Raw genomic sequence first — 19,157 nt, 5'->3', positions numbered from 1 at the left:
ATTTGATCCAATAGCTGGGGGCTGGGGGTGTTGAGGCGATTCGCCGGGACGAGGGAGGTTTTCGGCGGAACAGCGGTGGATTCAGGGATTTTTCGGCATGGCAAGATATAAGCAACGGCACCTTCTGTTGCCGTAAGCCATTGTCTGCACATCGTTTTTAGGAGGAAGAAAACAGTGCCGCCCTGCTGGCGACAGTGCCGGTGCGCCGAAAGACGGCGGTTTTCCGCTATATTTTGCGGTGCCGGTTTCGATCAGGAGGCGTAGGTTCGATACAAGCCCCGCCATGCCTCCGGGCGGGCCGCTCATCTCTTCATTTTCTGCCCTGCCCCCGCCAGCCGCACGATCTTGCTCCCTTTGTCACCAATCACGAAACCGGCCCAAGCGTCCATCAACGCGCGGCGCTTATCGAAAAAATCCGTGCGCCGGTAGGCTGCCTCCACCTCATTGGGCACGGCGTGGGCCAGCGCAGCCTCCGGCACCTCGCGCGGAAAATCAGTTTCATCGGCCGCCCAATCGCGGAACGCGGAACGGAAGCCATGCACGGTGGAGGTGGCACCCATATCGCGCATCGCCTTGGTCAGCGTCATATCCGATAGTGGCTTGCCGCCCCGCGAAGGGAATACAAGATCGCTGTTCTTGCCTTTGAACGGCGCCGCATCCCTCAGGAGCGCAACGGCGGCGGGCGACAGCGGAACGCGATGGCCCTTGCGCGCCTTCATCCTTGCGGCGGGGATGCGCCATTCAGCGGCTTCCAAATCCATTTCGGCCCATGTCGCGCCCCGCGCTTCGCCGCTGCGAACGGCGGTAAGGATTACCAGGCGCAAGGCCAGCGCTCCCATGCCGCCCTTTTCGCCCAGCCGGGTCCAGAATGCAGGCACGTCGCGATAAGGCATCGCCTGAAAATTGCCGCGCTCCGGCTGCTTGGGCAGACGGTCGCTGACAGCGGGGGCCAGCGTCCCGGCGAACAAGGCTCCATCAGGACGAGCGAAACGCAGGATACGGATTATCAGGGTGCGGACCTTTTTCGCCGTCACCGGCTTGCCCAGCCAGATGGGTTTCAGGCAGTTCGCGATTCTGTCGGCGTCGATACTCTGCACCTGCAACCGGCCCAGCGCCGGAAAGGCATAGGTCCGCAGATGCGCGAGTTGCTGGCGCTGGCTGGCGTCGGCGAGTTTGGCGTTATCCGCCCGCATTTCGAGGAAGGCCATCGCGGCTTCGCGGAACGTGCGAGTCAGTTCCGTGGGCGCATTGATCGCGAGGATCGGATCGTGGCCCGCCACCATCGCGGCCTTGACCATCTGAGCCTTGCCCCTTGCCTCCGCAAGCGACACTGCACGCAAGCTGCCAAGACCAATATCGCGGCGCTTTCCCTTCTGCTGAACACGGGCGATCCAACTCGCTTGCCCCGAATCGCGCACGGAAAGGAACAATCCGTTGCCGTCATGGTGGCGCCCCGGCTTCGAGAGCGCGGACTTGATGTGCGCCTGCGTGAGTCTGCCCATTCCCCTACTCCAGTTCGAGAATGTATATTCACCACTTTATTACCCACACATTAGCATGGATAGAGGTGGATGGCAACAAACGCCCTCGGACGAGAAGAGCCTTATTTATCAGATATTTCAGGGATTTTTTGGACGACGGCGGACGCCCACGAACATGGTATTGGATGCCCCGCGAGGATTCGAACCTCGATAGACGGAATCAGAATCCGTAGTCTTACCATTAGACGACGGGGCAAGAGCCGGGGCCAATAAGCGGCGGATTAGCGCGGGTCAAGGGTGTCTGATTGTGACGTTGTGACGATTTTCGCATCACGATTGTAAAGACTCATCAGACAGGCCAGCTAAAAGCTCACGAGCCACGATAACCGCCCGACTCCCTTTTACCGCCGAGCGACCTGACAGAGAGGTATCGGCGGCGGCAGAAAAGCAAGGAGACGTCGCTAAACCGCAGCATCGATTATGCCATCGTGGCAACGACTGCACGTCGTAGGGCGGCTGAACGAGTCGACCTGACACTCAGCACGGATTATCGCATATGCTCCACGCGACGCCGGAATAGGGTTAACAATTTGAAGGCGGCGGTCAAAAGCAATGTCAACGCCATGAAGTCAAATCGACATCATCATGGCGCAGTCGACGCGCTCGCCAAGTATGACACTGATGCAGGCGGTCGCCTTCGGTGCAGGCGGGAAAGGTCGGGACCGGAACTGATTCCGGCAGGATTGAGAAATTTGGTGACTTCTTGGAATATCGAGACGGAAATCTGAAGCGTCGGGACATGCTGGCAGGCGCAGGCGTCTGGGCCGTCTGGGATTCGTTGGGACAACTCATCGGCGTTCGCGGTCCGTTCTCTGTCAGGGCGCTCGGAATCGATGGCGAAAACGTCCAAGCCCATACTAACGCCTTTGTAGAACGCTTCGGTACATCGACTGCACCCTTAGCCGAATTTGGCCCCGGCGTGGGCCTTGGCAATGGCACAGCCGACACAGATGCTTTCATCGCCGCAGCTGCCGCTTTGACGAACGGTGATATTACCGAACTGAGCCTGCCACCAGCGATCCTCTATCTCGAAGATTCTTTCGATATCGCCGCGCCCCCCGACAGGATTTCGATCCTTGGTGCAGGACGGGACAAGACCCGCATTATCACGTCCGTGACCAGCGGGCAGCCCGCGCGGCAATACCCGTGGGTTATTCGCAACACGGCTCACGGAACGCTGGTACAGGGCTTCGCAATCGAGGTCGACAGTCCAGATCCGCTCTATTATCAGAACGCTTTCACCTTCTGCAACGTGTCCAATCTGACCCTGCAGGACTTCCTTTCCGAAGGCAGCGATCAATATGGTGTCGGCGTCTTTGACGACGTGATCGCTCTCCCTAGAGCGCGCACGGCCCGAGCCTGCCACAACATCGTCATTCGCAACGGGATCATATCGAACGCCAGCCAATATGGCATCCAGCATTTTCCAAAGGTGCTGTCCGATGGGCTGCTGGTCGATAGCATCGAACTCCGCAACTGTGGCCGGAATGTCCAGAACTGGTTGGTGCCGAACCAGCTCGAGCCTGCGGCCATCAAGTGCGGCCAGTCCACCCGGCGCACCCGGCTCAATAATATCGACATTGTGTGTGCGGCAGATGCCGGGGGGATCGCCATCGCCAATCACGAAGATTATGTCGGCCGCGACATCCGCATTCGTAACGCGCCATGGCAGGCGATCAGTATTTCCGCCAGCACACACCCGGCGCTGATTTCTCGCTACCCGGAAAATATTGGTGATCCTGCGCCGCCACCCTATCTGCCGACGCATGGCAAGATCGATATCGAAGCGACCATAGAGCATCGGGTCAGCGAAGCAGGAAAGCGCCTCGCCGCTGTGATTTCCGGTCAATTCGGCGGCACCGCCAAGATCGCGTGCAAGGCCGGCGCAACCGAGAACATCGCGATATCGGGGGAGAAGAGAGTGGGCGGTGTGGCCTGCATCGCAGGCGATCGGGTGTTACTGACCGGACAGACGCTCGCTAGCCAAAACGGCATATGGATCGCGGCATCGGGCGCGTGGACGAGAGCCGCAGACTTCAACACGACCAGCGAGGTCGTCAATGGCTCGGTCGTGAACGTCGCATATGGATCTGCGCGCGGGGGATGGATACTCATCTCCACCGATCCGCACACGGTTGGAACGGCTGAACAAATATGGTCCCGGTTCAATCCAGCCGGCCCCCGTATCCGCGCAGCGATCAGCGGCGAGATAATCGAGGCGGGAAGCTACAACAGTTTCGAAGGCGCAGTGCAGTTCCAGGGTGGTGTCGATGTGCCCGGCGTCGACCTCGACATCATTTATGTCGCGGGAGACACCGCCGGGATTGCCGGCAATCCAGCGCTCCCGCCCGCCGTGGTCTATCTCAACGGGGATGTTGGCGGCCGGGCGATAGAACCGAAGATCAATATCTCCGTTTCCAATCCGTATCGTGTCAAGCAAGCGACTTTCATGGCGCTATGGCTCAAAGGCCTTCTTGGTGCGGATGTCGCTATCAAGGCCCGGAACATGGGCAATTATGTGTTCCGCGGAAACGACAACACGGGACTGATCAAATTCTCCAAGTTCGACGTCACCGACTATAACCTGACGGGCGATATCGCTCAGGCACTCGTTATTATCGGCGGCAGCACCGGCGAATATCACTTCGACAATCCGGTCTATGCGCAGAACCGCGGAGTGGGCAGTGGTTCCTATTGGGTTCTGGGAGGCGGGAAGGCACCTGTCTATCTCAACAATCCGCGCGCTCTGAACGTCGACATGGCGGTCACCGTCAACCCGCTTGTCGTCGTGCTCAACGAGCGGCGCGGGACTGCCGTACTGTCCGGCGGCACAGTGAACGTCAGATTCGGCCACGATATGCAGAATACCAACTACCACGTCACGCTCTCCGGCAATGCAGGCGAGGTCTTCTCTTGGTCATCGAAGACGGCGGCCGGGTTTACGATCAGCTCGGATAATCCAGCGTCCACGGCTGCGGTCGACTGGGTTGTCACACCGTGATGAAGCTCGACCTCTTCGTGCCCGCCTGACCGGCGTCGCGCCGGTCGTCCTGACGCCTCCATACGTTCGATTTTTCTTACGGCAATCTAGCGGCGCGGCGGGACCTTTCCATTGTTACGATAAACGATGCGCAGCGTGGCTAAAGACACAAACCGAACCGATCAGCGGCAAGTCTTGTAAGCCAAGCAATTACTTACTATTGGACGACGCGGCAATAGGGCGGGCGCAATGTGGTTGCGCCCGCCTTATCACCCGCCCCACACAAGTCCGCTTGCCCTCGCGCGAATCGCCGCTAGCATCGCGTCGATAACAATGGGGCCGCTCCCCGGGTGCAGGCCCCGCCGATGGAGGTGGACTGATGCGTCATGTCGCGATCGTCGGGTCGGGCCCGGCGGGCTATTATACCGCCGAAACCTTGCAGAAAGCCGACGATATCGCGATCGACGTCATCGACCGCCTGCCCGTCCCCTATGGCCTGATCCGCACCGGAGTCGCCCCCGACCATCAGTCGATCAAGGCGGTGTCGCGGCGCTATGAAGGCGTCGCGCTGACCGACAATGTCCGCTTCGTCGGCCATGTCGCGGTCGGCAGCGATGTCGGCATCGACGAACTGACCGATCTTTACGACGCCGTCGTGCTCGCCACCGGCGCGCCGCACGACCGGCCGCTCGCGATTCCGGGGGCCGACCGCCCGGGCGTGATCGGCAGCGCGGCCTTCGTCGGCTGGTACAATGGCCACCCCGATTTCGCCGACCTGAATCCGCCGCTCGATGCCCCCGGCGTCGCGGTGATCGGCAACGGCAATGTCGCGCTCGACGTCGCGCGCATCCTCGCCAAGACGCCCGCCGAGTTCGCCGGCAGCGACATCGTCGCGCACGCGCGCGAAGCGCTGGCGGCGAGCGGCGTGCGGCATATCCACATCCTCGGTCGCCGCGGCCCGCACCAGATCGCGATGACGCCGAAGGAGCTTGGCGAACTCGGCCATCTCGAGCGCGCCAGCCCACGCGTCGACCCCACCGACCTGCCGCAGGAGGGCGACGATGCGATGCTCGAACCCGGGATGCGCAAGTCGGTGACGCACCTGCGCAGTTTCGCCGCCAATCCGGTCGCCAAGCCGGTGACGATCGATTTCGACTTCTTCGCCATGCCGGTCGCGATCGAGGGCACCGAGAGCGGGAACGGCCGCGTCCAGCGCGTCATCGTCGAGAAGACCGAACTCGACGCCGAACTGCGCAGCCACGGCACCGGCGAGCGCTACGCGATCGAGGCGGGGCTGGTGATCAGCTGCATCGGTTACCAGACGCCGCCGATCCCCGGCGTCCCCTATGAGCATGGCCGCGGCCGCTTCGCCAACGACGAGGGGCGCATCCTGCCGGGTCTCTATTGCGTCGGCTGGGCAAGGCGCGGGCCGAGCGGAACGATCGGCACCAACAAGCCCGACGGCATGCACATCGCCGAGATGGTGCTCGCGGACATCGGCCGCGGCGCCGGCAAGGCGGGGCGACCCGGCCTCGACGCGCTGCTCGCGAGCCGCGGCGTGACGCCCGTCACCTTCCGCGACTGGCGGCGGATCGAGGACGCCGAGGTCAAGGCCGCGCTCGACGGCAATCCGCGCGAGAAGTTCACCAGCGTCGACGCGATGCTCGCCGCGATCGGCCGCTGATGGAGCACGCCCGCGCGGCACTGCGCTGGCTGCTCGCGCTCGCTTATGCCTATGCGGGCTACCGACATCTGGCGACGCCTGCGCCCTTCCTCGCCATCACCCCGCCGTGGGTGCCGCAGCCCGCTTTCGTCGTCGCGGCGACCGGCATTGCGGAGATCGCAGGGGCAGCGGGGCTGCTTTTTCCCGCCATGCGCCGGACGGCCGGCTGGGCGCTCGCCCTCTATGCGCTGTGCGTCTGGCCCGCCAATGTGCATCATGCGGTTCATCATATCGCGATCGACGGCACGACGCTGGGCTGGGGATATCACGCGCCGCGCCTCGCTGCACAACCTCTGATCATCTGGTGGGCGCTATGGACGAGCGGCGCAATCGAATGGCCGTTCGGGCGACGGCACGCCCGCGAGCGCGCACGCCGACCATAGCACGCAGCGCTATTTCGCGACCGGGGTTTCGATCGGCGGCTGCCCCTTGCGGCTCGCGGCATAGGTCTCGACCGCCTTCAGCACGCGCAGCATGTTGCCGCTGGCGATCTTCTGAAGCTCGGCCTGCGTGTAGCCGCGCTTCGCCAACTCGACGAACAGCGCCGGATAGCCCGACACGTCCTCCATCCCGACCGGCGCCGAATCCATACCGTCATAGTCGCCGCCGAGCCCGATATGGTCGACCCCGATCGCCTTCTTCAGATAGTCGACATGGTCGGCCACCTTCGCGACGTCAGTCGTCGGCGCGGGGTTCGCCCTGTCCCAGTCGACCAGCACCCTTTTCGCCGTGGCGGGATCGCCCGGATACTGCGCCTTCAGCCGCGCCTGCTCGGCGGTGCGCGACAGGCCGTGCGCGCGGACGTCGGCATCGAGGAAGCCGGGCAGCAGCACGACCATGACAATACCCCCGTTCGCCTTGACGAGCGGCAGCACCGAATCGGGGACGTTGCGCGGATGATCGTTGATCCCGCGCACCCCCGAATGGCTGAACATCACCGGCGCGCGCGACGCTTCGAGCGCGTCCTTCATCGTCGCCTCGCTGGTGTGGCTGAGGTCGACGATCATGCCGAGGCGGTTCATCTCCTGCACCACCTGGCGCCCGAAATCGGTCAGCCCGTCGTGCACCGGCGCATCGGTGGCGCTGTCGCCCCACGGGGTCGCCCGGCCGTGCGTCAGCGTCATGTAGCGCGCGCCGAGCGCATACATGTCGCGCAGCACCGCCAGCGAGGAGGCGATCGACTGGCCGCCTTCCATCCCCAGCATGCCGGCGATCCGGCCCGCCTTCATCGCCTTTTCGAGCTCGGCCGAATTCGTCGCCAGAGCGAGGTCGTCGGGATAGCGCGCGATAAGCCGCTTCATCACGTCGATCTGTTCGAGCGTCTGCACGACCGCTTCGGATTCATCGTCGTTCGACGGGACGTAGACCGACCAGAATTGCGCGCCGACGCGTCCCTTGCGCAGCCGCGCAAGATCGGTGTGCATCGGCTGAACCGGCGGCGTCGCGCCGGGCTTCGCGGTGTGCTGCGTGTCGCGGAAGTCGAAATCGTTGATCATGTTGCCGACGCGCCCGCGCAACGCCCAGGGCACGTCGTTGTGGCCGTCGAACACCGGCGCGGCCTTGAGCGCGGCCTCGGCAACCGCCTCGGGCGAGGACTGCGCCGCGGCGGGAACGGAAACAAGGGCGAGGGCGGCGAGGCCGCCGAGGAGCATGGTTCTGGTCATGGGGCGCGACCTTAAGCGCCGCGACGCGGAAATCGAGCCCCAATTTTCGATCGGCGATGCCAGCCGCACCCCGCGGCGCGGCGGTCCGGCTTGACGCGCGAGTCCGCGCGGCGCAGCATTGCCGTTTCGCCGCGCATCTTTCGTCTGGAGACGTATCAACATGACCGACATGGCCCAAGGCTGGCCCACCGAAGCCGAGACGCTTCTCGACGACCTCGTCACCCTGCGCCGCGCGATCCACCGCGAACCCGAACTGGGCCTGCAGAATCCGAAGACGCTCGCGAAGATCAAGGATGCACTCGCCGGACTGCCGCTCGAACTGCGCGAGGGGCCGTCGACCACCGGCCTTGTCGCCATCCTCCGCGGCCCCGCCAACGGCCGCACCGTACTGCTGCGCGGCGACATGGACGCGCTGCCGCTGGTCGAGGACACCGGACTCGATTTCACGTCCGAAACCAGCGGCGCGATGCACGCCTGCGGGCACGACACCCATGTCGCGATGCTCGTCGGCGCGGCAAAGCTGCTGTGCGCGGCGCGCGAGCGGTTGGCCGGCACGGTGATGTTCATGTTCCAGCCGGGCGAGGAGGGGCATCACGGCGCGCGCTTCATGCTGGAGGACGGCCTGCTCGATCCGCTACCCGATGCCGCCTTCGCGCTCCACATCATGCCCAACGCGCCGCACGGCGTCTTCGCCGGGCGCGCCGGGCCGCTGCTCGCCTCGTCCGACGTGCTCCGGATCACCGTCACGGGCGCAGGCGGCCATGCCTCGATGCCGCAGGACGCGGTCGACCCGATTCCCGTGGCCTGCGAGATCGTCACCGCGATCCAGACGATGGTGACGCGCCGCGTCTCGGTCTTCGACCCCGCGGTCGTCACCGTCGCGAAGATCGCGGCGGGTACGACGTACAACATCATCCCAGAAACGGCCGAGATGCTCGGCACGATCCGCACCCTGTCGCCGCACTGCCGCGCGATGGTCGCGAAGGAACTGAAGCGCCTCGCCCCCGCGATCGCCGAAGCGCACGGCTGCACCGCCGAGGTGGATATCGAGGAAGGCTTCCCCGTCACCATCTGCGACAGCCGCGCCGTCGCCTTCGGCCAGTCGGTGGTCGAATCGACGTTCGGCGAGGCGGCGTGGCTGACGATGGACAATCCGGTGATGGGCGCGGAGGATTTCTCCTACGTCCTCGAAAAGGTGCCCGGCGCGATGTTCTGGCTGGGCGCGAGCGAGGCGGGCAGCGACTGGCGGTCGTGCTGCGGCCTGCATTCGAACCGCATGATGCTCGACGAAAAGGTCATGGCCCGCGGCGCGGCGCTCCACGCGGCGCTGGCGGAGCGGTTTCTGAGCGAGGGGTTCGGATAGGGAGAATCTCACACAAAGACACAAAGATGGCGGCTTTACCGCGTCAGGTCTCCGTTTGCGATCCGGCGAACGCCTTCCTTGAACGTGGCTCCGCCAAAGTTGATCAATAAGCCGAGCGGCAAGTCGAGAAGACGCAAGTAAGTCAGGACCTGCTTGCTGTGGAGCGGCAATAGCCGCTCCACCGATTTCAATTCGATCAGCAGCCTGCCTTCGAGCATCAGATCGGCCCGAAAGCCTTCGGCCAGTTCGAGGCCGTCGTATCGGATAGGAATCGGCTTCTGCCGTTCGACATGCAGACCGCGGCGCACCAACTGATCTGACAAAATCGCTTCATAGGCCGATTCCAGCAACCCTGGTCCCAAGTTTTGATGCAGGTGATACCCGCAGTCGACCACGATACGAGCGATCTCCTCGACGTCCGGCCGCATGCCCCACCCTCTTTGTGTCTTTGTGTGAGATTATTACGGCACCAGCACCGTGTCGACCGCCTCGGGCACCATGTCGGGATAGTCGAGCGTATAGTGCAGCCCGCGGCTTTCCTTGCGGTGGAGTGCGCTGCGGACGATCAGCTCGGCGCATTGCAGCAGGTTGCGCAGTTCGATCAGGTCGGTCGTCACGCGGAAATGGCCGTAATAATCCTCGATCTCGTGCGTCAGCATGTTGATGCGGTGCTGCGCGCGCTCGAGCCGCTTGGTCGTGCGGACGATGCCGACATAGTTCCACATGAAGCGGCGAATCTCGGTCCAGTTCTGCTTGATGACCACCTCTTCATCCGAATCGGTGACGCGGCTTTCGTCCCACGGGCGGATCGCGGGGGGGGCGTCGAGTTCGTCCCAGCGCGCGACGATGTCGCGTGCCGCCGCCTCGCCGAACACGAAGCATTCGAGCAGGCTGTTCGACGCGAGGCGATTCGCGCCGTGCAGCCCGCTTTCGGTGCATTCGCCCGCGGCGTAGAGGCCGGGCAGGTCGGTGCGCCCGGCGAGGTCGATCAATACTCCGCCGCATGTATAATGCTGCGCCGGTACCACCGGGATCGGCCCCGTCGTCATGTCGATGCCGAGCGTCAGCAGCTTTTCGTGGATGTTCGGGAAATGCCCCGCGACGAAAGCGGGATCGCGGTCGCTGATGTCGAGGTGGACATAGTCGAGGCCGTAGCGCTTGATCTGGTCGTCGTTCGCGCGCGCGACGACGTCGCGCGGCGCCAGTTCGGCGCGCGGGTCGTAATCGGGCATGTAGCGGTGGCCGGTCACCGGATGCTTCAATATCCCACCTTCGCCGCGCACCGCCTCGGTGATCAGGAAATTCTTGACCTCCAGATTGTAGAGGCAGGTCGGGTGGAACTGCATCATCTCCATGTTGGAGACGCGGGCGCCCGCGCGCCACGCCATCGCGATGCCGTCGCCGGTCGCGCCGCGCGGCGCGGTCGAGAATTGATAGACGCGCCCCGCCCCGCCGCTGGCGAGAATCGTCGCGCGGCCGACATGCGCGTGGACCTGTCCGGTCGCCTCGTCGAGCGCATAGACGCCCCAGACGCGGCCCGACCCCGAATAGCGTTCCTCGTGCCGGCCGGTGATCAGGTCGATGCACGCCTGCCCCGGCAGCAGCGTGATGTTCGGGTGCTCCTCCGCCGTCTTGAGCAGCGCCGCCTGCACCGCCCAGCCGGTCGCGTCGTCGACATGGACGATGCGGCGGTGCGAATGCCCGCCCTCGCGCGTCAAGTGCAGCGCGCCTTTTTCCATGTTGAAGGGGACGCCCATCTGGATCAGCCGTTCGATGGCATGCGGCGCATTCTCGACGACGCACTCGACCGTCTCGCGCCGGTTGAGCCCCGCGCCCGCGACCATCGTGTCCTCGATATGATTTTCGAACGTGTCGCCGGCGTCGAGCACCGCCGCGATCCCGCCCTGCGCCCAGGCGGTCGACCCGCCGGTCAGATTGCCCTTGGCGAGGACGAGCACCCGGCAATGGTCGGCAAGGCTGATCGCCACGGTCAGCCCCGCGGCGCCGGAGCCGATGATGATGACGTCGTGATCGCTATTCGACAGAGCCACAGCGCATCCTTACCTTCCGTTCGTCCTGAGCTTGTCGAAGGACCGTACTTCTTTGGCGCTAAAGGAAGGACGGGGCTTCGACAAGCTCAGCCCGAAAGGCAACGGGGATAGCCCTTCATCCATTCGCCGCCCGCGTCAGGTTCAGGAACACGTCCTCCAGATCGGCTTCGCGCGTCGAGACGTCGACGATGCCGTGGCCCATCGCATTCACCGCCGCGAGCACCTCGCCCGCGTTCATCCGGTCCTTGTTGTAGGCGATGGCGAGCCCGCGCTCGCCCTCCCGTTCGACCCGGTCGAAGGCGGGGTGCGACGGCAGCACGGTGATGTCGCGGTCGAGCGTGACGACCACCACCTTCTCGCGCGCCATGTCGACCATCTCGCGCGTCGGCTTGTTGGCGATCAGCCGGCCGTGGTTGATGATCGCGATGCGATCGCACAACTCCTCGGCCTCTTCCAGATAATGGGTGGTCAGCACCACGGTGACGCCGCGGTCGTTGAGGCGCTGGACATAGTCCCAGAGCTGCTGGCGAAGCTCGATGTCGACCCCGGCGGTCGGTTCGTCGAGGACGATGATCGGCGGCGAGTGGACCATCGCCTTGGCGACGAGCAGGCGGCGCTTCATCCCGCCCGACAGGGTGCGGGCGTAGGCGTCGCGCTTGTCGGCGAGGTGTACCGCGGCGAGCAGTTCGTCCGAAATGCGCTGCGCCTTCGGCACGCCATAGAGCCCGGCCTGGATCTCGAGCGTCTCATAGGGGGTGAAAAAGGGGTCGAAGACGATTTCCTGCGGCACGATGCCGATCGAATATTTGGCGTTGCGCGGGTCGGCGTCGATGTCGAAGCCCCAGATGCTGGCGCGGCCGCTCGTCTTGTTGACCAGCCCGGCGAGGATGTTGATCAGCGTCGACTTGCCCGCGCCATTGGGGCCGAGCAGGCCGAATATCTGCCCGCGCGGCACCTCGAAGCTGACATGGTCGAGCGCCTGCTTGCCGCCGGCATAGATTTTGGAGACGGCGTCGATGCGGATCGCGGCTTCACTCATCGCGCCTCCATAGCCTTCGCCCCGCGCGGACGAAAGGGGCTGGACAGCAAGCATTTCTTTACCACGATGGACAACGCTATTTTCCGACATCGCCGCTAGAAGAAAGCGGGTGAGGACCAGACACACCCTATCCCCGCAGCCCCTGCTGCGCGGCATCGCCGCCTGCGCGCTCGCCATGGCCCCGGCCATCGGCGCGCCGGCCTTCGCCCAGGCCAGCGCCCAGGGCGAAGCGGACGCCATCGTGCTGCGGCCGCTGTCCTTCTTCAAGGTGAGCGACCTCGATTTCGGCGACATCGTCGCGTCGAACGGCGCCGGAACGGTGCGCGTCGCCCCCGACGGCGCGCGCACGCGCACCGGCGGCGTCACGCTGGCCGGCGGCGGCGGCGAACCGGCACGCTTCGCCGGTCTCGGCAGCTATAACCGGCAGGTCAACATCTCGCTCGGCGCCAACAGCATCTGGATCACCGGGCCCGGCCAGCGGATGCGCGTGCGCGATTTCGAGATCGGCAGTACGCCGACCGCGATGCTGTCGACCGCGCCGACGCGCTTTCGCATCACCTCCACGCTCGGCAATTTCAACTTTCCGGTCGGCGCGACGCTCGATGTCAACGCGAATCAGGCACCGGGCGATTACAGCGGCAGCTTCACCATCACGCTCGACTATCTCTGACCGTCCGCAGCCGATTGCCGAGGCCCGCCGCGCTTGCTATGGGCGCCGGCGATGACCAACGCTGCCCCCGCCCCCGAAACGCTTCGCGTCTCGAAAACCCGCATCGCCTGCGACGGCACAGGCGACGGCCTCACTCATGCCGCGCTCGGCCACCCGCGCGTGTGGCTGGAGATCGATCCCGACGACGGCTTCATCGACTGCGGCTATTGCGATCGCCGCTTCGTGCTGATCGGCGGCGTCGCCGATCACGACTGAGGTCGGCAGCCAAATTCGGATCGCGCCCTTTCGCGGGCGCGCCGACCCGCCTATATCGGGGCGATGACAAGCCCGACCGACCCCCGCCGCTTCCTCTATCGCGCCGACGCGCTCGATCCCGATCTCGCACAGCGCCTTGCGCGCGAAGCGCTCGCCCAGGCCGACGACGGCGAACTCTACCTGCAATATCGCGCGACCGAGAGCTTCGGCTTCGACGACGGGCGGCTCAAGACCGCCGACTATTCGACCGACGCCGGTTTCGGCCTGCGCGCTGTGTCGGGCGAGATGACGGGCTTCGCGCATGCGAGCGACATCAGCGCCGGCGCGATCCGCCGCGCCGCCGAGACGCTGGCGCTGCTCGACCCCGCAAGGCAGGCGCACGCCGCGCTGCCGCCGCGCACCAACCGCCACCTCTATGACGAGGCGAACCCGCTCGACCTCATTCCCTTCGCGAAGAAGGTCGATCTCTGTCAGAAGGTCGACGCCGCCGCGCGCGCGCGCGACCCACGCGTCGTGCAGGTGTCGGTCGCGCTTGCGGGAAGCTGGTCGGTGGTCGAGATCGTCCGCGCCGACGGCTTCCTCGCCACCGACATCCGGCCGCTCGTCCGCCTGAACGTCAGCATCGTCGTCGAAGAGAACGGCCGGCGCGAAAGCGGCTATTTCGGGCTCGGCGGCCGCTACATGTACGACCATCTGTTCGAGGAGGCGCAGTGGAACCGCGCGATCGACGCGGCGCTCGACCAGGCGCTCGTCAACCTGCGCGCGGTCGATGCCCCGGCGGGCGAGTTCACCGTGCTGCTCGGCCCCGGCTGGCCCGGCGTGCTGCTGCACGAGGCGGTCGGCCACGGGCTGGAGGGCGATTTCAACCGCAAGGGCACCAGCGCCTTTTCGGGCCGCATCGGCGAGCGCGTCGCCGCCCCCGGCGTCACCGTGGTCGACGACGGCAGCCTCGAAAGCCCGGTCGGCGGCGGCCGCCGCGGCTCGCTGTCGATCGACGACGAGGGGACACCGACCGGCGAGACGGTGCTGATCGAGGACGGTATCCTCAAGGGCTATATGCAGGACCGCCTCAACGCGCGGCTGATGGGCGCCAAGCCGACGGGCAACGGCCGCCGCGAAAGCTTTGCCCACGCGCCGATGCCGCGGATGACCAACACTTTCATGCGCGGCGGCAGCGACGATCCCGCCGAACTGCTGAGCCGCGTCAAGACCGGCATCTTCGCCAAGAGCTTCGGCGGCGGGCAGGTCGACATCGTGTCGGGCAAGTTCGTCTTTTCCTGCACCGAGGCCTACAGGATCGAGAACGGCCGGATCGGCGATTCGATCAAGGGCGCGACGCTGATCGGCGACGGCCCGAGCGTGCTGACCAAGGTCGTCGGCATTGGCAACGACATGGCGATCGACGAGGGCATCGGCATCTGCGGCAAGGGCGGCCAGAGCGTCCCCGCCGGCGTCGGCCAGCCGACGCTGCTGGTCAGCGGCCTGACGGTGGGCGGGACGGCCTGACGGCCCAGCCCGTCCCATTCCTCTGAATGATGCGCCCTGTGATGTGCGTCATTGGCTTGGCGCTTTGGGCCGGGCAACCTATAAGCCCATAAAGCACAAGAATATTCGGGCCGCGCCATCCGCCGGGATTGATCCCGATGACAGGGGAGGATTGACATGCGTTCGAGTCTGCATTTCGTTTCCGTGGCGGCGGTCGCCGCGATGCTCGCCGCCGTTCCGGGATCGGCGCAAAAGACGAGCGGCCCCAAGGAACGCTATGAGATGGACGTCGCGACAGCGTCGGGCTTCGCGGCGATGGCGGCCGGCGGCGGCGGCATGGGCAGCGCGCTCGGCATGATGTTGGGCGGCGGTCCCGACAGCAAGGTAGCGCATACGCTCGACCTCCGGCTCGGATCGAATCAGGCGCCGACCAGCCCGCCGGTACGCGCCGATCATTATTTCGAGCCGCAGGCGAAGCTCGGCAAGTCGGTGCCTCTGCTCGGCCCCGAGCCCGGCAAATGGGCGCCGCGCGAGGAAACCAGCGACGCGATGCCCGACGGGTTCGAGCGCCCGAAGGGCCGGATGCTGCTGTTCTGGGGCTGCGGCGCCAAGGCCGGGCCGGGACAGCCGGTGATCATCGACTTCGCGAAACTGGCGGCGGGACAGATGCCGCCGAACCTGTTCACCTCCACCGTCCCGCGCATTCGCGAGGTGACGACGGGCAACAGCAAATCCTATGCCGGATGGCCGAACAGCAAATCGTCGAAGCAGCCGCCGAAGGATTCGTCGCTGCTCGGCGCGCACCGCATCGCGGGCAATGTCGGCCCCGACATCAGCTTCACCCTCGCGCAGGATTATATGCCGGCGCTGAATGCCTCGACCGCGCAGCAGGCGGACGGGTCGATCCTGATCCGCTGGAACCAGCTTGCGCCCGCGACCGGCTATGTCGCCTGGGCCTTCGGGGGCATGGACCGCGGCGGCGCCGGCGGCGACATGGTGTGGTGGACGAGCAGCAGCGCGCGCGAATTCGGTGGCGGGCTGTGGGACTGGCTGCCGCCCTCGGTCGTCGCCAATCTGGTCACTAAGAAGATCGTGATGCCGCCGACGCAGACGAGCTGTCAGATCCCCGCCGAGGTCAAGAAGGCGTCGGGCGAGATGCTGATGGGCAACCTCAACGCCTTTGGGCCAGAGGCTAATTTCGCCTACCCGCCCAGGCCCGCGGGCAATGCGGTGTGGAACATCGACTGGACGGCGAAGGTGCGCTTCCGTTCGCACACCATGCTGATGATCGGCGCCGATTTCGGGGGCATGGGCGCGGCAGGCGGTGCCGGCGACGCGAGCGCGCCGGCCGAAAAGCCCAGGAAGAAGAAGTGCAAGGGGCCGCTCGGCATACCATTGCCCGACGGAGCGTGCTGACCGACGAGTCAGGCCCGGTTCACGCGGATGCGGCTAAAGCGGACCGAGGGTGAGGATAACAACCTAAGGAGTCGAGCCATGCGTTCGCTTGTTCCCGTCCTCATCGCCGCCACGGCGCTCGCCGCGACGCCAGCCGTCGCGAAAGAGAAGCTCGCGCCCGAGGCGCAGCTCGCCAAACTGCTCGAAGGCCGCACCGCCGGCGAGCCGCAGGATTGCATCACCCTGTCCTCGGTCAGCGATTCGCAGGTGATCGACAAGACCGCGATCGTCTATCGCATCGGCGGCACCTTGTGGGTTAACCGGCCCACCACCGGCGCCGAATCGCTGAACGACGACGTCGTGCTCGTGACGAAGCTGCCGACCGGGCGGCTGTGCAGCATCGACACGGTCGAACTGCACGACCGCACCAGCCATTTCTATCGCGGTTTCGTCGGCCTCGGCAAATTCGTTCCCTATCGCCGGGCCGCGTCCGACTGACGCCGCCCGCGCCCGCGACAGCGTTCCTTCGAGCATGGTGTCGTTCCCCAGCGGATGCCGGGGTCCGATACGCAGCGCTACCTGACCTGGACCCCGGCTTTAGTCGGGGAACAGGACGGCCGATATCCGGAAGGGATATGCGCCGGCTTGATCCGGAGGGCGCGGCAATCCAGAGTACGCCCGCGATCACGAGATCGTCACCCGAAAGGACCCCGCAATGACCGACGACGACGACAGGCCGCCGCCCGCGCCGCCCTCCGACTGGGCCCAGCAATTGCTGGGCTTCTGGTTCGACGCGCACGGCATGGCCGACTGGTATGGCGGTGGTCCGGATTTCGATGCAGCGGTGCGCGAACGCGCGGCCGACTGGCATGCCGCGCTGCGGTCGCAACCCGCCGCGGCCTTCCTGTCGGACCCCGACACCGCGCTCGCCGCGGCCATCCTGTTCGATCAGGTGCCGCGCAACATCTTTCGCGGCCATGCCGACGCCTTCGCCACCGACAGCCTTGCCCGCGCGATCGCGCGGCGCATCGTCGAGCGCGGCTGGGACAAGGCGTGGCCCGATACGCGGCGCCAGTTCGCCTATCTGCCGTTCGAACATAGCGAGGACATCGCCGACCAGCGCGAATCGTTGCGCCTGATGGGCGAACTCGCCGATCCGATCTTCCTCGACTATGCGCAGAAGCATTTCGCGATCATCGACCGTTTCGGCCGCTTTCCGCACCGCAACGCCGCGCTCGGCCGCGCGACGCGCCCCGAAGAGCAGGCCGCGATAGAAGAAGGCAGCAATTGGTGACGGAATCCGCCTCCGTCCCGCCGGAGCATCCGATATGGCCGAATTTTTCGACGCGCTGACCGATCGGCACATCGCCTTCATCGCGAAGCAGCGGGTCTTTTTCACCGCGACGGCGGCGCGCGACGGGCGGATCAACCTGTCGCCCAAAGGCTATGCCGACAGCTTCCGGGTGCTGTCGCCAGCGCGGGTCGCATGGCTCGACCTCGGCGGGTCGGGCAACGAGACGCACGCCCACCTCGCCGCCGACGGGCGCATCACCCTGATGTTCTGCGCCTTCGACCGCAGCGCGCTGATCCTGCGCATCTATGGCCGGGGCCGCGCCGTGCTGCCGCAGGATGCCGGATGGGACGATCTGGCACGCCATTTCACCCTGCTCCCCGGAACGCGGCAGATTTTCGACATCGCCGTCGACAGCGTACAGACGAGTTGTGGCTGGGGCGTGCCGCGGATGGCATTGGAGCAGGAGCGCGACACGCTGCAGAAATATCACCGCCAGGCCGATGCCGGCGAATGGGTCGAGAAACATCAGGGCCGCACGCGCAGCATCGACGGCCTGCCGACCCGGCCGACCGACCGCTATATCGAGGGAGCCGCCTGATGCCGCTGGTCGAACTGATCCGCCTGCCGAACGGAGCCGAGGCCGAGCTGCTGCGCGGGCGGCTCGAAAGCGCGGGGGTGCACGCGGTGTGCTTCGACGCCGGAATGAACATCGCCGAAAGCGTCGGACTGATGATCCCGGTGCGGGTGATGGTCCTCGACGAGGAACTCGCCGAGGCACGTGCGCTGCTCAGGGAATTTGACGTCGGCTAAATGCAACCCCATCTCACTCCCGTTCGTGTTGATGACAGCCCCATGAAAGACAGACGCTTCCGCCGATGATCAAGGTCGCCAGTTACAATATGCGCAAGGGCATCGGGCTCGACCGCCGCCGCGATCCCGGCCGCGTGCTGTCGGTGCTCGGCGAACTCGACGCCGACATCGTCGCGCTGCAGGAGGCCGACCGCCGCTTCGGCGCCCGCGCCAGCGCGATTCCGCCGCACATGTTCAAGGATCATAGCGATTATGTTCCGGTCGCGCTCGACGGCCGGCCGCTCAGCCTCGGCTGGCACGGCAATGCGCTGCTCGTGCGGCGCGGCGTGGAGATCGAAGAAAGCCATTCGCTGCACCTGCCGACGCTCGAACCGCGCGGCGCGGTCGCGGCGACGGTGCGCATCGGCGACACGCGGCTGCGCGTCGTCGGCATGCACCTCGACATATCGGGCCTGCGCCGCCGCCAGCAGGCGCGCGCGATCCTGAGCCATGTCGCCGAGGGCGAGCCTTTGCCGACGATCCTGATGGGCGATTGTAACGAATGGCGCGCGACGGGCGGCTGCCTTGCCGACTTCGGCGCGCAGCACCGGCCGGTCGACACCGGCCACAGCTTCCACAGCCGCCGCCCGGTCGCCCGGCTCGACCGCATCTTCGCCTCGCCTGAACTGGAAGCCGTCGACGCCGGCGTCCACCAGAGCCCGCTCGCCGCGCGCGCCTCCGACCATCTGCCGATCTGGGCGCGATTCAAGGCCGGCGACTGAGCGCGCTCCCGTCGAAACCGGCGGATCGCGCGGGACACCCGCTATATCATTGCAAGGCTCCCTCAGGAGCCGCGGCAATCCCAGCCACCGTCGTTCCGCCTCGAACGAGATGACAGCGAATGGACT

General features: G+C 65.6%; 18 protein-coding genes and 1 tRNA gene. 13 read left to right on the top strand and 6 right to left on the bottom strand.

Annotated features, from left to right (window positions below; genetic code table 11):
* Nucleotides 1–302: 302 nt before the first annotated feature.
* Together SGR02S_RS15385 and SGR02S_RS15380 are read right to left on the bottom strand one after the other, a co-directional pair.
* Nucleotides 303–1,502, bottom strand: coding sequence for a tyrosine-type recombinase/integrase (locus SGR02S_RS15385; protein ID WP_082797181.1), 1,200 nt, complete (start codon nt 1,500–1,502; stop codon nt 303–305).
* A 161-nt stretch (nt 1,503–1,663) separates the two neighbouring features.
* Nucleotides 1,664–1,737 (bottom strand) — tRNA-Gln (locus SGR02S_RS15380).
* A gap of 444 nt (nt 1,738–2,181) precedes the next feature.
* On the opposite strand from SGR02S_RS15380, the gene SGR02S_RS15375 reads away from it, so the two are divergent.
* From SGR02S_RS15375 to SGR02S_RS15365, 3 genes are all read left to right on the top strand, one after another.
* Nucleotides 2,182–4,542 (top strand): hypothetical protein, encoded by a 2,361-nt coding sequence (locus SGR02S_RS15375; RefSeq protein ID WP_156483098.1) that lies wholly within the window; start codon nt 2,182–2,184, stop codon nt 4,540–4,542.
* 358 nt (nt 4,543–4,900) lie between these two features.
* Complete coding sequence (locus SGR02S_RS15370) at nt 4,901–6,205, top strand: FAD-dependent oxidoreductase (protein WP_067111759.1); 1,305 nt, start codon at nt 4,901–4,903, stop codon at nt 6,203–6,205.
* A complete protein-coding gene (locus tag SGR02S_RS15365) occupies nt 6,205–6,627 on the top strand; it encodes a DoxX family protein (RefSeq protein WP_067111756.1) in 423 nt (140 codons plus the stop codon). Before SGR02S_RS15370 ends, SGR02S_RS15365 begins: the two co-directional genes overlap by 1 nt.
* A 9-nt stretch (nt 6,628–6,636) precedes the next feature.
* On the opposite strand, the gene SGR02S_RS15360 is transcribed toward SGR02S_RS15365, so the two are convergent.
* Nucleotides 6,637–7,908: a dipeptidase gene (locus SGR02S_RS15360; RefSeq protein WP_067111782.1), complete on the bottom strand. Its 1,272-nt coding sequence runs from the start codon at nt 7,906–7,908 to the stop codon at nt 6,637–6,639.
* A 160-nt stretch (nt 7,909–8,068) separates the two neighbouring features.
* On the opposite strand from SGR02S_RS15360, the gene SGR02S_RS15355 reads away from it, so the two are divergent.
* Nucleotides 8,069–9,271, top strand: coding sequence for a M20 metallopeptidase family protein (locus tag SGR02S_RS15355; RefSeq protein ID WP_082797180.1), 1,203 nt, complete (start codon nt 8,069–8,071; stop codon nt 9,269–9,271).
* Nucleotides 9,272–9,306: 35 nt separating this feature from the next.
* Here the strand turns inward: SGR02S_RS15355 and SGR02S_RS15350 are convergent, their stop codons facing one another.
* The 3 genes from SGR02S_RS15350 to SGR02S_RS15340 all read right to left on the bottom strand — a co-directional run bounded on the left by SGR02S_RS15350 (nt 9,307) and on the right by SGR02S_RS15340 (nt 12,361).
* Nucleotides 9,307–9,699, bottom strand: a complete 393-nt coding sequence (locus SGR02S_RS15350; RefSeq protein ID WP_067111754.1) for a GxxExxY protein — start codon at nt 9,697–9,699, stop codon at nt 9,307–9,309.
* 33 nt (nt 9,700–9,732) lie between these two features.
* Nucleotides 9,733–11,322, bottom strand: a complete 1,590-nt coding sequence (nadB, locus tag SGR02S_RS15345; RefSeq protein WP_169799697.1) for an L-aspartate oxidase — start codon at nt 11,320–11,322, stop codon at nt 9,733–9,735.
* 115 nt (nt 11,323–11,437) lie between these two features.
* On the bottom strand, nt 11,438–12,361 hold the full coding sequence (locus tag SGR02S_RS15340) for an ABC transporter ATP-binding protein (RefSeq protein ID WP_067111773.1): 924 nt from the start codon (nt 12,359–12,361) through the stop codon (nt 11,438–11,440).
* A 109-nt stretch (nt 12,362–12,470) separates the two neighbouring features.
* On the opposite strand from SGR02S_RS15340, the gene SGR02S_RS15335 reads away from it, so the two are divergent.
* The 9 genes from SGR02S_RS15335 to SGR02S_RS15295 all read left to right on the top strand — a co-directional run bounded on the left by SGR02S_RS15335 (nt 12,471) and on the right by SGR02S_RS15295 (nt 19,031).
* Nucleotides 12,471–13,031 (top strand): DUF4402 domain-containing protein, encoded by a 561-nt coding sequence (locus SGR02S_RS15335; protein ID WP_244858011.1) that lies wholly within the window; start codon nt 12,471–12,473, stop codon nt 13,029–13,031.
* A gap of 51 nt (nt 13,032–13,082) precedes the next feature.
* Entirely contained in the window at nt 13,083–13,286 is a 204-nt protein-coding gene (locus tag SGR02S_RS15330; protein WP_067111751.1) for a zinc-finger domain-containing protein, read from the top strand.
* Between the two features lie 63 nt (nt 13,287–13,349).
* Entirely contained in the window at nt 13,350–14,792 is a 1,443-nt protein-coding gene (gene tldD / locus SGR02S_RS15325; RefSeq protein WP_067111747.1) for a metalloprotease TldD, read from the top strand.
* Between the two features lie 156 nt (nt 14,793–14,948).
* Nucleotides 14,949–16,187, top strand: coding sequence for a hypothetical protein (locus SGR02S_RS15320; RefSeq protein ID WP_067111744.1), 1,239 nt, complete (start codon nt 14,949–14,951; stop codon nt 16,185–16,187).
* 78 nt (nt 16,188–16,265) lie between these two features.
* Complete coding sequence (locus SGR02S_RS15315; RefSeq protein ID WP_067111742.1) at nt 16,266–16,664, top strand: hypothetical protein; 399 nt, start codon at nt 16,266–16,268, stop codon at nt 16,662–16,664.
* 217 nt (nt 16,665–16,881) lie between these two features.
* Complete coding sequence (locus SGR02S_RS15310; RefSeq protein ID WP_067111739.1) at nt 16,882–17,460, top strand: DUF924 family protein; 579 nt, start codon at nt 16,882–16,884, stop codon at nt 17,458–17,460.
* A gap of 34 nt (nt 17,461–17,494) precedes the next feature.
* Nucleotides 17,495–18,058 carry a pyridoxamine 5'-phosphate oxidase family protein gene (locus tag SGR02S_RS15305; protein WP_067111735.1) on the top strand — a complete coding sequence of 188 codons (564 nt, stop codon included), beginning with the start codon at nt 17,495–17,497 and terminating at the stop codon, nt 18,056–18,058.
* On the top strand, nt 18,058–18,270 hold the full coding sequence (locus tag SGR02S_RS15300) for a putative signal transducing protein (RefSeq protein WP_067111731.1): 213 nt from the start codon (nt 18,058–18,060) through the stop codon (nt 18,268–18,270). Before SGR02S_RS15305 ends, SGR02S_RS15300 begins: the two co-directional genes overlap by 1 nt.
* Before the next feature lie 65 nt (nt 18,271–18,335).
* Nucleotides 18,336–19,031 (top strand): endonuclease/exonuclease/phosphatase family protein, encoded by a 696-nt coding sequence (locus tag SGR02S_RS15295; protein WP_067111728.1) that lies wholly within the window; start codon nt 18,336–18,338, stop codon nt 19,029–19,031.
* The last annotated feature ends 126 nt before the right edge of the window (nt 19,032–19,157 follow it).

Source organism: Sphingopyxis granuli NBRC 100800, from assembly GCF_001591045.1.
In the GTDB taxonomy this organism is placed as follows: domain Bacteria; phylum Pseudomonadota; class Alphaproteobacteria; order Sphingomonadales; family Sphingomonadaceae; genus Sphingopyxis; species Sphingopyxis granuli.
This window is presented reverse-complemented; position numbering and strand designations above follow the sequence as displayed.

Coding starts and splice junctions, on each gene's coding strand:
- SGR02S_RS15385 (WP_082797181.1), bottom strand. CDS start 1,502: ATGGGCAGACTCACGCAGGCGCACATCAAGTCCGCGCTCTCGAAGCCG.
- SGR02S_RS15370 (WP_067111759.1), top strand. CDS start 4,901: ATGCGTCATGTCGCGATCGTCGGGTCGGGCCCGGCGGGCTATTATACC.
- SGR02S_RS15365 (WP_067111756.1), top strand. CDS start 6,205: ATGGAGCACGCCCGCGCGGCACTGCGCTGGCTGCTCGCGCTCGCTTAT.
- SGR02S_RS15360 (WP_067111782.1), bottom strand. CDS start 7,908: ATGACCAGAACCATGCTCCTCGGCGGCCTCGCCGCCCTCGCCCTTGTT.
- SGR02S_RS15355 (WP_082797180.1), top strand. CDS start 8,069: ATGACCGACATGGCCCAAGGCTGGCCCACCGAAGCCGAGACGCTTCTC.
- SGR02S_RS15350 (WP_067111754.1), bottom strand. CDS start 9,699: ATGCGGCCGGACGTCGAGGAGATCGCTCGTATCGTGGTCGACTGCGGG.
- SGR02S_RS15340 (WP_067111773.1), bottom strand. CDS start 12,361: ATGAGTGAAGCCGCGATCCGCATCGACGCCGTCTCCAAAATCTATGCC.
- SGR02S_RS15330 (WP_067111751.1), top strand. CDS start 13,083: ATGACCAACGCTGCCCCCGCCCCCGAAACGCTTCGCGTCTCGAAAACC.
- tldD (WP_067111747.1), top strand. CDS start 13,350: ATGACAAGCCCGACCGACCCCCGCCGCTTCCTCTATCGCGCCGACGCG.
- SGR02S_RS15320 (WP_067111744.1), top strand. CDS start 14,949: ATGCGTTCGAGTCTGCATTTCGTTTCCGTGGCGGCGGTCGCCGCGATG.
- SGR02S_RS15315 (WP_067111742.1), top strand. CDS start 16,266: ATGCGTTCGCTTGTTCCCGTCCTCATCGCCGCCACGGCGCTCGCCGCG.
- SGR02S_RS15310 (WP_067111739.1), top strand. CDS start 16,882: ATGACCGACGACGACGACAGGCCGCCGCCCGCGCCGCCCTCCGACTGG.
- SGR02S_RS15305 (WP_067111735.1), top strand. CDS start 17,495: ATGGCCGAATTTTTCGACGCGCTGACCGATCGGCACATCGCCTTCATC.
- SGR02S_RS15300 (WP_067111731.1), top strand. CDS start 18,058: ATGCCGCTGGTCGAACTGATCCGCCTGCCGAACGGAGCCGAGGCCGAG.
- SGR02S_RS15295 (WP_067111728.1), top strand. CDS start 18,336: ATGATCAAGGTCGCCAGTTACAATATGCGCAAGGGCATCGGGCTCGAC.